At 70.2% G+C, this 13,000-nt stretch carries 9 protein-coding genes; all 9 read right to left on the bottom strand.

Annotation, left to right across the window (positions count from 1 at the left end; all coding sequences use genetic code 11):
- Window positions 1-112 precede the first annotated feature (112 nt).
- On the bottom strand, window positions 113-820 hold the full coding sequence (locus tag K0817_RS16495; protein WP_219982759.1) for a hypothetical protein: 708 nt from the start codon (window positions 818-820) through the stop codon (window positions 113-115).
- Between the two features lie 234 nt (window positions 821-1,054).
- A complete protein-coding gene (locus K0817_RS16490; protein WP_219982758.1) occupies window positions 1,055-4,534 on the bottom strand; it encodes a hypothetical protein in 3,480 nt (1,159 codons plus the stop codon).
- A gap of 119 nt (window positions 4,535-4,653) precedes the next feature.
- Complete coding sequence (locus K0817_RS16485) at window positions 4,654-6,249, bottom strand: glycoside hydrolase family 43 protein (protein WP_219982757.1); 1,596 nt, start codon at window positions 6,247-6,249, stop codon at window positions 4,654-4,656.
- Between the two features lie 16 nt (window positions 6,250-6,265).
- A complete protein-coding gene (locus K0817_RS16480; protein ID WP_219982756.1) occupies window positions 6,266-7,231 on the bottom strand; it encodes a hydroxyacid dehydrogenase in 966 nt (321 codons plus the stop codon).
- Window positions 7,228-8,127, bottom strand: coding sequence for a family 43 glycosylhydrolase (locus tag K0817_RS16475; RefSeq protein WP_219982755.1), 900 nt, complete (start codon window positions 8,125-8,127; stop codon window positions 7,228-7,230). The genes K0817_RS16480 and K0817_RS16475 overlap by 4 nt, the downstream gene beginning before the upstream one ends.
- Window positions 8,120-10,282 carry a glycoside hydrolase family 36 protein gene (locus tag K0817_RS18740; RefSeq protein ID WP_253735454.1) on the bottom strand — a complete coding sequence of 721 codons (2,163 nt, stop codon included), beginning with the start codon at window positions 10,280-10,282 and terminating at the stop codon, window positions 8,120-8,122. The genes K0817_RS16475 and K0817_RS18740 overlap by 8 nt, the downstream gene beginning before the upstream one ends.
- A 22-nt stretch (window positions 10,283-10,304) precedes the next feature.
- Window positions 10,305-11,012, bottom strand: coding sequence for a hypothetical protein (locus K0817_RS16465; protein ID WP_219982754.1), 708 nt, complete (start codon window positions 11,010-11,012; stop codon window positions 10,305-10,307).
- Window positions 11,009-11,917 (bottom strand): carbohydrate ABC transporter permease, encoded by a 909-nt coding sequence (locus tag K0817_RS16460; RefSeq protein WP_253735453.1) that lies wholly within the window; start codon window positions 11,915-11,917, stop codon window positions 11,009-11,011. The genes K0817_RS16465 and K0817_RS16460 overlap by 4 nt, the downstream gene beginning before the upstream one ends.
- The gene (locus tag K0817_RS16455; RefSeq protein WP_219982753.1) at window positions 11,914-12,948 is read right to left on the bottom strand and encodes a carbohydrate ABC transporter permease; all 1,035 of its coding nucleotides are present in this window, start codon (window positions 12,946-12,948) and stop codon (window positions 11,914-11,916) included. The genes K0817_RS16460 and K0817_RS16455 overlap by 4 nt, the downstream gene beginning before the upstream one ends.
- Window positions 12,949-13,000 lie beyond the last annotated feature (52 nt).

The raw sequence follows: 13,000 nt of genomic DNA, 5'->3' as shown, positions 1-13,000 counted from the left end.
CCGTCGGCGGCGCGGAAGTCAAGCGCCAGTGCTGGAAATGTCGCCGCGGGCCCTGCGAGAGGGTGTGCGGCTGCGCTGCATCGAGTCGCTCGACTGGAGCACGCCCTGCTGCTTAGACGGGAACGTTCTCGGTGAACGCGGTATACACGCCATAGACGGCGATGGCGGCGAGGTGCCACTCCCGAGCACCCTCTGGTCCGACGGCGACGTTGCGCGAACTGCCGATCAGCGCGGGGCTGATGCGCCGGTGGTCGCCTATGCCGTCGATCACGGCGACGATGGCGACGGCGAGATCTCGTTCGCTGAGCCCCTCGCGCATGCGCAGACCGAAGACCGTATTGAGCTCTCGATAGGCCTCGGCCATGCGCACGACGTACCGGTCGACGATCTCTTCGAGCTGCACGCGGATGTTCTCGCCGCCCGGGACGGCATCGCCGCTCGCGAGTGCCGCCGACAACGTCCGGTAGACGCGCCAGGCCGGCGTGGTCTCGACCGTGAACATGTTGTGGGCGACCGTGGCCCGGATTGCCTCGCGAAGAGCGATCTGCCGGCCTTCGACAGTACGCATCGCGTCGGCGTTCGCGGCGATGACCTCGTCGAGGAGTGACAGCGTCTGTTGGTCGAAACCCGATCCGAAGTTCGGATCCGCCTCGAAGAGGGCGCGCAGGAGGTCGGCGACGAAGGCCGCGCGATCGGGCCAGATGCGGAAGACCGTGGAGCGCGGAACGCCGGCGACGCGGATCAGGTCTTCCAGCTCGATGTTCTCGTAGCCCAGCAGCAGGCCCTCGGCCTGGACGCGCTCGACCGCCACCTCGAGCATGAGCGCTCGGGTTTCACCTGCCGGCCGGCGGGCGCGGGGCGCTTGTTGCTGCACCTCTCGATTATCCCTCCCACAGCCAAGAGATGTCGTGGTGCCGAGCCCCCAGAGCCCGGCACCACTCTTGGCCGCCGGACTCCCGAAGTGCCAGCGATCGGCGCGCACGGATCCCCCCGGCGTGCGCGGACTCACTCTATGTACTCGGAGTCTCAAGTCTCAAATCATGCACGAAAAATTTCAGCCGGTGAGCACCGCGCCGAACACGTGCAGCTCGGCGACATTGAGGATCTGACCGTTGACCAGCCGGACGTATCGGTAGGCACCGTCGCCGGCGACCACCCAGCGCTGCCACTCGAGCGTCTTGGCCGGTGGGGCCGGAGTGAGCCGGGTCCAGGTCTGCATGTCGTCCGAGCCTTCCAGGCGCATGTCGGCGATGCGCGACGTGCCGTACCCGTCCTGGCGCACCAGGATCTCGGCGCCGGTCAGCGATACCTCCGTGCCGGCACCGAAATCCCATACGTTGCCGTAGACGCCCGCGTTCAGACGCGTGTCGGAGTGGCTCGCGGGGTCGCCGTCGAACATCTTCACCGTGTACTGCGTCCAGGCATTGTCGATGACTCCGTCCGGGCGCAGCACCTGCGCGGCGCGGAATGCGTCGTCGACGAGCCCCGCATCGGTGGACAGGAACAGCCTCGAGCCGTCCGTCGTCGCCGCGATGGGGTCGGCCGGCCTCCCCTCGGGGGTCGTGAACGTGACCGCGAATCCGACGCCGCCACCGGCCGGTGCGCTCTCGGGCACGACGGCTGTCGCGACCCACTCTCCGGGCGCCGGCGAGCTCACCTGCGCCGGCTCGCCGAGCACGGTCACTGTGACCGCGCTGTTCTCGGCGGGTCCCGTCATCCGCAGCTCGACCGCGTCGCCGGCCACGACCCGGCCCGCGACGGCGTCGGGCGACGACATCACGACGGTGTCCATGGCGCCCACTGCCTCGGTGCGCACGCCGTCGATCCGGAAGTCGGCCAGGCACCAGATGCCCGGGAACGCCGGATCCGACGGCACGCCCGGCTCGTCGACCTGGAGCTTCAGGAAGCGGAAGCGCTGGTCGCGCGTCTCGTCCCGCGTGGCCACCCACTCGATCTCGGCATCCTCGCCGGCGTTCGGGCGCTCGGTGAGGAGCGTCCACGTCGCCAGGTCGTCCGACCCGTACACGTTCGTGCCCGCGGAGCGGTTGGAGAACGTGTCGCGAGCCTGGAATCCGAAGGCGTCGGCGCTGACGCGGAAGCCGGGGCCGAAGTCGAACACGACGCTGTTCACGCGCTGGTCGCCCCAGTGCGTCTGGTTGTCGCCGTCGGCGATCGCCCGCAGCTGCGCCGTGCTGAGCCCTTGGGCGCTGACGATCTCGGTGAAGTCGAGCGAGCCGTCCGGCAGGAGCGGTGTGAGCGGCTGGAGCGCGGCGATCGCCGCGCCCAACTGGGCGAGGAGGTCGGCGAACTCCGCGGCGTCGGCGGTGGAACGCGCCTTCTTGATCTCGGTGCGGAGCCGGCTCACACGATCCCAGCTGGCGGTGGTGTAGCTCTCGCGTTCGCCCTCGATGCGGTCCTGCAGCGTGCCGATCGCGGCGGCGCGAGTCCGGGCCACAGTGACCGTGACTGGGAGCGCGGTGACCGTCGTGCCGTCGGATGCGACGGCGAGCAGCTCGTGCCTGCCCGGCTTCGACGGCGTCCATCGCACCTCGGAGCCTGACAGCTCGGCGCCGGAGGGCGCGTTCTGGAGTTCCAGTTGCACCGAGCCCGCGGCATCCGTCGTCGTGAATTCGCGCGTCCACGGCTCGCCTGCCACCAGCACGGCATCCACCGCGGGCGCGTCGGCGAAGGTCGGCGGCGTCAGCACGCCGTTTGCCTGCGCGAGGACCGCCGCGACGTCCACGTGCGCGCCGGAGCCGGTCGCCCGCAGAAACAGGATGTTGTCGCCCACAGCCCCCGGTGTCTTGTCGAGGTGCAGATCGAGCCACACGTAGCGCCACTGGCCGCCGGTGTCGGGCACGACGATCTCGGCGAACGGCGCGTCGACGGACGTGCGGGCGACCTCCAGGCGTGCGACCCCGTCGCTTCGGACCTTCACGCCGACGAGCGAGGTCTTGCTGCGGTCCGCCCAGACGGCGCGACGCACCGCGAGCCACGCGTCGTCCGCGGCGGCGTCGAGGCGGATGAACTCCGTGTCGCCGTCCGCATCGCGCGTCGCCCCGTCGCCCAGCGGCGTGCCGAACGTGCCGACCGCGAGCTCGGCGCTCTCGGCGAGAGGCGCGACCGATCCCTCGACTTCGGCGAGCTCCTCGGGAAACGCGACCCAGTACTCCGCGCCGGTGAAGTCGGACCCACGGTCGTTCCAGAAGTTCTGGATGCCGGTGCCGTAGCGATACAGCGGCCCGTCGCGGTCCTCGTAAAGCTGTGCGACGTGCGGCGCCTCGGCCTCGACGTCGACCCCGGCCACGTAGCGGTACTGCAGGTACAGCTCGCTGAGCGGATCCTGCAGCCGGCCGCGGTAGGCCTGCGAGATCGAGCCGCCCTCGTTCGCCGCGACGTAGGGGATCTCCTGGCCCATCATGAAGGCGTAGAAGGTGTCGGCACCGTCGAGGATGCGGTTGTCGAGGAAGCGGTACGGCGAGACGGCGTCCGCCGCGTCCGACACGGTGCCGTCGACGGGATCGACCTTCGTGCCCTGATTGTCGACGACCCGGGCGAGCGCGATCAGCAGGTCGACGTCGCCCTGGCCGTGCGCCTGATCGCGGAGCATCTCCATGTGCTGCACGAACGAGGTGCCCGTCGTGTTGCGCGGGTCGTCGGCGGGGATCTCTCGGAAGATCGAGGCGAGCGAGCCGTTGACGTCACCGCCGTAGAGTTCATGCTCGCTTTCGTAGCCGGCGTTCACCGTGAACCACTCGACGCGCTCGGCGTACAGGTCGGCGTCGTCGAGGAAGATCGCGGCGGCCACCATGCCGATCACGCCGTACAGGTGCTGGTTCCACAGCCGGTTGCGCGAGAACAGGAACGTCTCCATGACCGGCCGCACCAGGTTGTCCTCCATGCGCTGCTGGTCCTCGTCGGTCCAGCGCAGGTCGTACCCGTCGAGCTCGGCGCTCACCGGTTCGGTGCCGCGCAGTACCTCGGCGGCGATGAGCATGTAGTACAGCGGCACGCCGGTGTGGATGTGCGCGTCGCCGAAGTAGGCGTACTTCGCCGGGTCGAGGTTGCTCCAGGTGCGCAGCACGTGGAGCGCGTTCGCGCGGTGCTTCTCCTCACCGGTGACGACGTATTCGAGCGCCTGTGCCATCGCGCCCAGGCTGTCGCGATGTGCGATCCCGCGCATGCCGGCGCTGGCGTACGCATCGTTCTTCGGGGTGTCGGTGCCCGGCTGTGCGAGCTCGGCCCGGAATCCCGGCGCCGCGTATCGCGTCTGCGTCATCGCATCGAAGTAGCTCGCCCACGGGTCGACCCCCGCGAGCACCTGCGTCCGCATGTTTTCGAGGTGGTCGGCGGTGAAGCCGATTCCGGGATGCTGGAACCCGGCGTCGCTGACCGTGCGGACGATCTCGGGTGGGGTGGGGATCTCCTCAGCGGCCGCGGCGGGCGTGAGTGCCACCGTGCCCGCGAGGGTGAGCGCCCCCGCGGTGAGGGCCGCGATCAGCGGGTGGATCCTGCGTCGTCGTGCGATCTTCATCGATCCTCTTCTGGGTCTGCGCCGTCGGCATCGACGGCGGGTAAACGATCGGGGAGAGAGATGGATAGCGTTTGCCACTTAACGATGGCGTTCTCGGGGCGAGCCGTCAAGAGGAAGTTTCAGGATGCGTCGGCGGGCGTGGACCGCAGGCTCGCGCGCCCGACATCCACCGTCCAGCCGCGGCCGTCGAGGTCGTCGGCACGCACCCCGAAGAACAGCCCGGTGAACCGCAGCCGCGGACCGTGGTCGTCCGACAGCGTCCACGCGGGGTGCACGCCGGGCACCGGCATCCACTCCCCCTCCGGTGGCGCGATGGCGAACGTCAGCGCGGGTCCGTCCAGCGATGCGCGCAGCCGCAGGCTGCCCGGCGGCACGGCGATCGGCGACGAGCGCACGGTCGCTGAGCCGTCGCGCCGCACGATCCGCGCGTGGCGCCCGTTCTCGTCGTCGGTGCACAGCTGCAGCCAGATCCAGCCCGACCGGTCGTACCAGGCGATCAGCCCGGCGGCCTCGCGCACGGTGCGCGGCTCGGCATCCAGCAGCACCTCGAACTCGCTGCGATGCTCTTCGACGCGCGTCAAGATCATCGACTGGTCGAAGACCGACCCTGGCGAGTGGCCGCCGCGCAGGCGCAGCCACCCGGGTCGTGCCGCGAGGTCGGCGACCGACCGAGGCAGCGCCGCCCGCAGGGTGGACCAGCGCCGCGAGTCGAGACTCGGGGCGTCGAATTCGTCGGTCCAGTCGCGCACGCCCGATGCGGCATCCGACCCGGCATCCGATGCCGCATCCGGTGCACCCAGCGGCACGTCGACCCGCGCGTGATGCCCGCCGCCGACGAGCCGCAGCCAGCCGTCGCCGTCGAACTCGACCCGCTGTAAGCAGGTCTCGCGGCCGAGCGTGCTGTAGCGCTCGCCGAGGTGCAGCGTCGGTCTGCTCGCGAGGTGAGCGAGCATCCAGTCGCCCGCCGGAGTCTGGACGAGCTCGCCATGACCGGCCTTCTGAAGCGGATGCCCCGGCGCATCGCGTGTCGTCAGCACCGCCTGCTGCGGGTCGCGTTCGTAGGGTCCGAGCAGATGCCGCGAGCGCGCCGTGGTGATCCCGTGGTTCCACCCGGTGCCGCCGGCCGCGATGAGCAAGTGGTACCACTCGCCGACGCGGTAGAGGTTGGGGCCTTCGACCAGCCCGTCCTCGCGGTAGATGACGGTCGCCTCGCCCGTGGTTCGGCGCTCGTGGGGCAGATACTGCTCGAGCACGAGCCCCGAGAACGAAGGATGCTCGGGCCGGTGGTCCCACTGCACTCCGACGATCCAGTGCGTGCCGTCGCTGTCGTGGAAGAAGGAGAAGTCGAAGCCGCGCGATCCGAGATGCACCGGTTCGCTCCACGGCCCGGTGATGCTCGGCGCGGTCACGAGGTGGTTGTCGATGTCTTTGTCGTCGCCGTCCATCGTGCGCACGACCGAGTACGCGAGCCAGAACAGGCCGTCGGCGTACGACAGGCTCGGCGCCCACACGCCGCCCGAGTCGGGCACGCCGCGCAGGTCGAGGTCGAGCGCGTGGCCGATGGTGCTCCAGTGCACGAGGTCGGTCGAGTGGTGCAGCCTCACCGCCGGGTGGTACTCGAAGGTGCTGGTGGCGAGGTAGTAGTCATCGCCCACGCGCAGGATCGACGGGTCGGGGTTGAATCCGCGCAGGATCGGGTTGCGGATCACGGGCATCGGGGCTCCTGAGCGGTCACGGCGCGGGATGTGCGAACGGCTCGCCCGCCACGAAGCGCTCCACTTCGGCCAGTGCCGCCTGGCCGAGCCGGCGCAGCTCGCTGCCCGTCGAGCCGGCGAGGTGGGGAGTGAGGAACACGTTGGGCAGGGAGTACAGCGGATGCCCCGGCGCGAGCACCTCGGGATCGGTGACGTCGAGGACGGCCCGCAGACGGCCGCGCTGCAGCTCGGCGACGAGGGCGTCCTGGTCGACGAGCGATCCGCGGGCGGTGTTGATCAGCGTCGTGCCGTCGGGCATCACCGCGAGCACGTCGCGCGAGATCATGCCCCGCGTCGCCGGCATCTCGGGCGCGTGGATCGAGAGGATGCCGCTGCGGCGCGCGAGTTCGACGAGATCGCCGACCAGCTCGGCGCCGAGACGGCGCGCGGTCTCGGCGGTCGCGTACGGGTCGTAAAGCAGCACGCTCACGTCGCTGCCGGCGAGCCTCTCGGCCACGAGCGTGCCGATCGTCGACGCACCGACGAGCCCCACAGTGGTGCCGTACAGCCCGGTGTGCGGCAGCTCCGCCTCGCGATCGATGAACCTCTGCTCGGCGCTGTACCGCCGCGACGCCCAGAACGCGTCCTTTGCGGCGAGGGTGATCATCGCGTGCGTGAACTCCGCGACCGGGATCGCGTTGACGGCGCGGGCGGTCGAGATCCGGATGCCGCGGCTCGAGGCCGCTGCGTCGAGCGGGCCGATCCCGCCGCCCCAGTGCACGATGGCACGCAGAGCAGGGAACGCGTCGAGGTCGCCGGGTTCGAGCGGGGCCACGCCCCATCCGGCGATCAGAAGGTCGATCCCGGCGGGTTCGGGAATCGCTGGCAGCGAGGTCGCCGCGAACGTCATGTCGATCTCGACCAGGTGCTGCAGCCGCGCGCGCTCTGGTTCCCCGAACACGAACGGCACGAGCGCCGGCGCCATCGCGAGCGCGGCCCTCATGCGCCCAGCTCGTCGATGAGCCACTCGTCGCGCCACTCCAGCCGCACCCGGCCGTCTTCGATCCGCAGCGGCAGCCAGACCGCCGGCGACTCGGCGAGGAGGTCGGGGGTCCAGCGGTCGCCGATGTAGACGTAATGGTCGCCGACCGGCGCGACGACGCTGACCTGCGACTCGTGCGTGCGCGTGCCGACCGGTGCGATGGGCCGCCAGGGCGCCCACGGTCCCGACAGCGACGGAGCATGCGTGTACATGTTGTCGTTCATGCTCCAACCGGTGAGGTCCGACCCGAACAGGAAGTAGCTGCCGTCGTGGCGCACGAGCGTCGGCGACTCGTAGCCGATCGCCGGGTTCGCCTGCTGGCGCAGCGTCGCGACGACGGACTCGACGGCCAGGTAGTCGTCGCGCAGACGGTAGATGTGCAGGCCGTGGTCACGGTCCTCCGACAGCAGGTAGCCGACGCCGTCCTCCTGGAACACCCCGATGTCGCGGCTGATGTTGCCGAGCGGCCGTTCGCTGCCGACGTACGTGTACGGGCCCTCGGGTCGGTCGGCGACGGCGTAGCCGACGCGCGCGAACGAGTAGTCCCCGGTGTCGATGTGCAGCAGCATCACCCACGTCCCGTCCGGACGCTGCAGCGCCTTGGGACGCTCGACGATGCGGTCCGGGCCGATGTCGCCGTCACCGGCGACGAGCGCGTCGCCCTCGAACGTCCAGTGCGCGAGGTCGGGCGACGAGTAGCACGCGACGGCGGTGAACCGGTCGCCCGCCGTCTTGTCCTCGCCCCACGCCAGCCAGCGCTCGCCCACGCGCTGCAGCCCGATGCCGTGCAGCTGCGCGGTGCGACCGCGGTCGTCGACGAACACGCGGCCCGGGCGGATCGCCTCGCGCTCAGCCACGCGGCACCCGCAGCACTCTCGCGCCGATGCCGGCGGGCGTGGCGACCGACAGAGCGTCACCGTCGAGCGAGAACTCCCACGCCGTGTCGCCGACGGGGAAGATCGCCTCGGCGCCCGCGGCGCCGGGGATCGTGAACACGCGGGATGCGGCATCCCGATCCCACACGAAGATCAGATCGTCGTCGGGGCCACGCAGACCGAGGCACACGAGGTCGGCGTCCCATGCGGGCAGGCCGAGCGGCCAGAACGGCGTGGACTGCGCGAGGTCGCCGCGCAGCGCCTTGTGCAGCCCGATCGCCTCGGCCACCCGCGTGCGCTGCTCCGAGCGCAGATCATCGAGGAAGCCCGACACGTACAGCCTGCCGCTGAGCCCCGTCACGAGCGTGAACACCGTCTCATCGTCGCTCATCGTCCGCGCCGGGTACGCCCAGTTGCCGCACTGCTCGGGCAGGATCGACATCGGCGCGGACGCGGCGATCGGCGGATAGAGCGTGAAGTCCTGCTGATCGCTGGTGGATTGCAGATGCGTCACGGCGAGCAGGGAGTAGTCGGCCCGCATGGCGCCCGAGCTGCAGTTCTCGATCCGCAGCGACGGATGCCGCTCCTGCACGCGCAGCAGCCAGTCGCGGAACGCGCGGCTGTGGGCGAGCAGTCCCTCGCCTGCCGAGGCCGCGTTGCGCTCGGTGCCGGCGCCGGGGTTGATGTTGTAGTCCAGCTTCAGATACCCGATGCCGTACGCCTCGACGAGGTGATCGATCGTGGCGTCGAGATGCGCGCGAGCGGCGGGATGCCGCAGATCGAGGTGGTAGCGGCGGTCCTCGTGCACGCGCCGGCCGAACCGCTGGAAGAAGGCCTCGTCGGGCAGTGTCGCGGCGGCGGGGCTGTCGATGCCGACGACCTCTGGCTCGAGCCAGAGACCGGGAACCATGCCGGCGCGGCGGATCTCGTCGGTCACCCGGCTCAGCCCGCCCTCGAAGCGCGCGGCGGCCTCGCGCCACTCCCCCACGGTCGACCACCAGTCGCCGACCTCGGGGTCGGCGAACCAGCCCGCGTCGATGCAGAACACCTCGGCGCCCGCCTCGGCCGCCCGCCGTACAAGGGGCAGCAGCGCCTCGGTCGTCGGCTGGCCCATGAGGGTGTTCATGAAGTCGTTGTAGACGACGGGCAGATCCTGCGCCTGCGCGGCGCCGCGCAGCCAGCGCCGGTAGCGCGTGAGGTGTGCGATCGCGTCGTCGCGTCCGTGGACGGATGCCGCGAGCGCGACCGGCACGGCGGTGAAGGTCTCGCCGGGCAGCAGCTCGGCGGCGAAGTGGTGCTCGAGATCGGTGGGGCCCAGCAGCGACAGAACCCCGCCGGACCGGGTCTGGCAGAGGTCGACGTGCCAGCCCGCGCTGGTCTCGACCTGCCATGCCAGTGCCTCGGCCCCGACGGCGCGGCCGTTCGCCGCGGGGTCGGCCGCGGCATCCGTCGTCGTCCGCTCGAGGTAGCCGGCGGGCACGTGCTCGCCGCTCGACCACGCGCCGTGGCTCGTGAGGGCGACATGTCCGCGGCCGTCCTGACCGTGCAGTGCGAGCGAGATGTCGGGCAGCAGCTCTCGCACCGACGTCTCACGCCAGCGGTTCTCGGCCAGCCATTCGCTCCGAGCGGTGCCCAGCACGAAGCCGGCCAGATCGGCCTGCGAGACGCCGAACCCGATCGTGGCCGACGACACCGCCGTCACGACGACCGGCTCGCGCCCGGTGTTGCGCACCTCGTTCTCGACGCGCACCGCCGACGTGCCCGTCGGTGCGGTCAGCGTCGTGCGCACCTCGATCCCGCTGAGCGGATCGTGCTGCACGATCACCGCGCGGGTCTCGCCGGCATCCGAGACGACGCGGGGCCAGCCGGCCCGCACCCGCAGCCGCTCGCCCACCGCCGACCGCCAGTAGGCCTGGCTGGTGCGGCCGCGCTGCTCGCCCGACGTGAAGACCTCGACCAGCCCGATGTCGGGGCTGCCGAGGTGCGCCGTCGAGGCCGAACGCAGGGCCGCGGGAGAATCCTCGGTCCACGTCAGCTCGAATTGCCCGACGCGGGCGCGCACGGTCGTCGGCGCAGTCTGCACCGGCCCGGCGAGTGGGTGCCGGTCGGCGGTCGTATGGTGGGAGATCTCGGTCACGGAGTCCGTCTCGTCTCGTGGTTCAGGAAAAGCGCAGGGCGTCGTTGCAGATGTGGATGCCGACGCCCAGGAGGGCGGGAAGGAACAGGGCGAACGGCGCACCGATGACGGGGAGCGCGGCCAGTGCGACCCCGATGCCCAGCATCAGGAGCCAGCTCAGTGCGACGTGCGGGCGCCGCGCGATCGCCTTCGCCGCCATGGTGAGCAGCTCCACTGGCGATGCCCCGTCGCGTGCCGCCGCGGCCACGCACACCGCGATGGCGAGCATGAGGATGACCGCCATCGCAGCCGCGGCGAACAGCAGCATCGCGTCGGAGCCCCCGAACAGGGCGAGGTCGTAGCCCAGCACCAGCACGAGCGCGCTGAACGCGATCGCGGCCCACGCCAGCACGCGCGTGCCCCCTGCGAAGGACCGCCAGAACTCGCGGCCTGCGCCCGCATCGGCCTGCTCGTCGAGCAGGTACCGCGAACCGCGCAGCAGCGCGTAGATCGCCGGTACGACGGGCAGGAGCGACAGCGCACCGAGCCACAGCGACAGATGCGTGGGCTGCCACCCGACCAGCAGCGAGAACGCCACCGCGGGCACGAGGCATCCCGCGAACGAGACCGACACCACGAAGTGCTGGAACACCGTCAGCATCAGCCGGGCGACCGGGCCGTCCAGGGCGAGCGCCGAGCGCAGGCGCCCGATCGTGCCGGCAGGCCGCGAGGGGGTCGGGGCGGCGGTCATCCCTTCACCGCCCCCACCGACATGCCCTTGACGAAGTAGCGCTGGAACGCCGCGAAGATCGCGACCGACGGGATGACCGCCAGGATCGCGCCGGTGTAGATCAGCTGCCACTGCGAGGTGAGCAGGCCCACCATGCGGTTGATCGCGACGTTGATCGTGCCCGCCGACGACGAGTCGAGGAAGACCAAGGGGATGAAGAAGTCGTTCCACAGCCCCAGCGCCTGGATGATGACGAACGCCGAGGTGACCGGCAGCAGCATCGGGAACACGATCGACCAGAACGTGCGCAGCTTGCCGGCGCCGTCGATCGAGGCCGCCTCCTCCACCTCGATGGGGATGCCCTTGATGAAGCTGCAGTACAGCAGAATGCCGAAGCTCGCGGCGCCGCCGAGGTGTACCAGGATCACACTCGTCAGGGTGCTGTAGAGGCCGACGTCGTCGAAGCCCTTCACGAGCGGGATCATCCGCACCTGGAAGGGGATCATGAGGCCCGCGATGAAGAGGATGTAGATCCAGCGGGACGTGCGCCCGCCGATCCGCTCGATGCCGTACGCCGCCATCGGCACGATCGCGATCAGCAGCACGACCGTGGCCACCGTGATGATGAGCGTGTTCAGCAGCGCCTCGCCGTAGTCGGTCTGCTGGAACAGCTGGACGTAGTTGTCGAGGGTGAACTCGGTGGGAAGCCCCATCGGGTCCATCGTGATCTCGGCGTACGACCGGAACGAGTTCAGCAGGGCGTACAGCACCGGGCTGGCGACGATCAGCACCAGCACCGCGAGCACGATCATGACCGCGAGCTGACCGGCGGTGAGCTTCTTGCGCTTGCGGTCGCGGCGCGGCCTCTGGCGGGTGCGCGCCGAGCGATCCCGCGACGTGACGAGCAGTTCGGTCTGGGTGCTCATGCCTGGATCTCCCTCTTGCGCATGTAGGCGTTGGCCGCCACGGTGCTGACGATCACGACGAGGAACAGCACGATCGCCGCGGCGCTGCCGAACCCGGCGCGGTACTCGCCGAAGCCGACCTTGTAGATGAAGAACGCCATCGTCTCGCTGACGAACCCGGGGCCGCCCGCGGTCAGCACCATCACCTGGTCGAAGATCGTCCAGCCCGCGATCATGGCCAGGGTCATGTTCACCGTGACCGCGCCGGCGAGCATCGGCCACGTGACGTGCCGGAACACCTGGCGGCTGTTGGCGCCGTCGATGCGTGCCGCTTCGATGAGGTCCTGGGGCACCGACTGCAGATTGGCGAGGTAGATGAGGGTCGTGTTGCCGCCGAGCGTGAAGCACGTGATGAACAGGATGACCCACACCACGATCGAGCTGTCACCGAGCCAGTCACGGGCCCAGTCGGGCAGCCCGATGTCGCGCAGGAACGTGTTCACCGAGCCGAAGTTGTAGTTGAGCAGGTACTTCCAGATGGTCGCCAGGATGAAGGCGCTCACGAGCGACGGCAGGTACACGGCCGTGCGGAACAAGCCCTGCCACCGGCCGACCTTGTCGAGCATGAGGGCGACGCCCAGCGAGATCGCGTTGACGATGACGGCCGAGCCCAGACCCAGGATCAGCGTGTTCTTGACCGCGTTCCAGAAGCGGCCGCTGGCGAGGATCTCTTCGTAGTTGCGGCCGCCGACGTAGTCGTAGTCGGGGCTGATGCCGTCCCAGTTGGTGAAGCTCAGCTGCAGCGACTGCAGAGAGGGCACGATCACCATGAGCAGGTAGATGACCAGGGCGGGCGCGATGAACCCGAGCATCGCCCACCGCACGGCGCGGAAACGTCGTACGCGCCGCTGCTGCGGCTCGAGTCCGCTCGGCAGGAACGGGACGTCGTCGGGGACTCCGTCCGGCGCACCGTCCAGCGGCCCTTCGCCGCTGTGCCGCACGGCGGTGCCGACGACCTGCGTCTGCCCTTGCAGGGCGCTCTGATCAGTCATGGAGGCCTCCTCGGCTCCGTGGCCGCGGTGCCCGGGCGGTCAGCCCGGGCAC

It is taken from the genome of Microbacterium sp. HD4P20, assembly GCF_019449275.2.
GTDB lineage: Bacteria > Actinomycetota > Actinomycetes > Actinomycetales > Microbacteriaceae > Microbacterium.
Note: the sequence above shows the minus strand (reverse complement) of the source record. Positions and strands in the feature narration are given on the sequence as shown.

Coding starts and splice junctions, on each gene's coding strand:
- K0817_RS16480 (WP_219982756.1), bottom strand. CDS start 7,231: ATGAGGGCCGCGCTCGCGATGGCGCCGGCGCTCGTGCCGTTCGTGTTC.
- K0817_RS16495 (WP_219982759.1), bottom strand. CDS start 820: ATGCTCGAGGTGGCGGTCGAGCGCGTCCAGGCCGAGGGCCTGCTGCTG.
- K0817_RS16465 (WP_219982754.1), bottom strand. CDS start 11,012: ATGACCGCCGCCCCGACCCCCTCGCGGCCTGCCGGCACGATCGGGCGC.
- K0817_RS16455 (WP_219982753.1), bottom strand. CDS start 12,948: ATGACTGATCAGAGCGCCCTGCAAGGGCAGACGCAGGTCGTCGGCACC.
- K0817_RS16485 (WP_219982757.1), bottom strand. CDS start 6,249: ATGCCCGTGATCCGCAACCCGATCCTGCGCGGATTCAACCCCGACCCG.
- K0817_RS16490 (WP_219982758.1), bottom strand. CDS start 4,534: ATGAAGATCGCACGACGACGCAGGATCCACCCGCTGATCGCGGCCCTC.
- K0817_RS16460 (WP_253735453.1), bottom strand. CDS start 11,917: ATGAGCACCCAGACCGAACTGCTCGTCACGTCGCGGGATCGCTCGGCG.